Below are 594 nucleotides of genomic sequence, written 5' to 3' on the forward strand. Positions count from 1 at the left end.
GAGCCGAGGTCGCCCGTCTCGCCCGCTTCCATGGCGCCAGGGTAATCGGCATCGACCGCAATGATCCCACGGTTACCCTCGATGGCTTCGTGAAGGCCGATCTCTCGAAGCCGGAAGCGATCGACGAGGCCGTTTTGTCCTTGCCCGCGCAATTCGATGGGCTGGTCAACGCGGCAGGCGTGCCGGGCACCTCTGACAGGGATACGGTCGCCCGCGTCAACTATCTCGGCCTGCGTCACCTGACCGAGACAGTGGTCGGCAGGCTTTCGCCGGGCGCGGCAGTCGTCAACTTCGCCTCGATATTGGGCGCCGCATGGCCGGAACGCCTCGCCCGGCACAAGGACCTGGCAACGACCGCGACCTTCCAATCCGGTCATGATTGGTTGGCTGCGAACCCGGTTTCGCAGGACACCTGCTATCAATATTTCAAGGAAGCGCTGATCGTCTGGACGTTCATGCGGGCGCAGCAGCTCTTCCTCTCGCGTGACATCCGCATGAATTCCGTTGCGCCCGGCCCGGTCTTTACGCCAATCCTCGGCGACTTCATCACCATGCTTGGTCAGGATCGGGTCGAGGCTGACAGCGGCAGAATGA

The 594-nt window shown here is 62.8% G+C and carries 1 protein-coding gene; it reads left to right on the forward strand.

The window, feature by feature from the left end:
* Positions 1 to 594, forward strand: a 594-nt coding sequence (locus tag EOA32_RS37620) for a coniferyl-alcohol dehydrogenase (protein ID WP_128374336.1), incomplete at both ends; no start/stop codon positions are given.

The sequence above is a fragment of the Mesorhizobium sp. M1A.F.Ca.ET.072.01.1.1 genome, assembly GCF_004023325.1.
Taxonomy (GTDB): Bacteria; Pseudomonadota; Alphaproteobacteria; order Rhizobiales; family Rhizobiaceae; genus Mesorhizobium.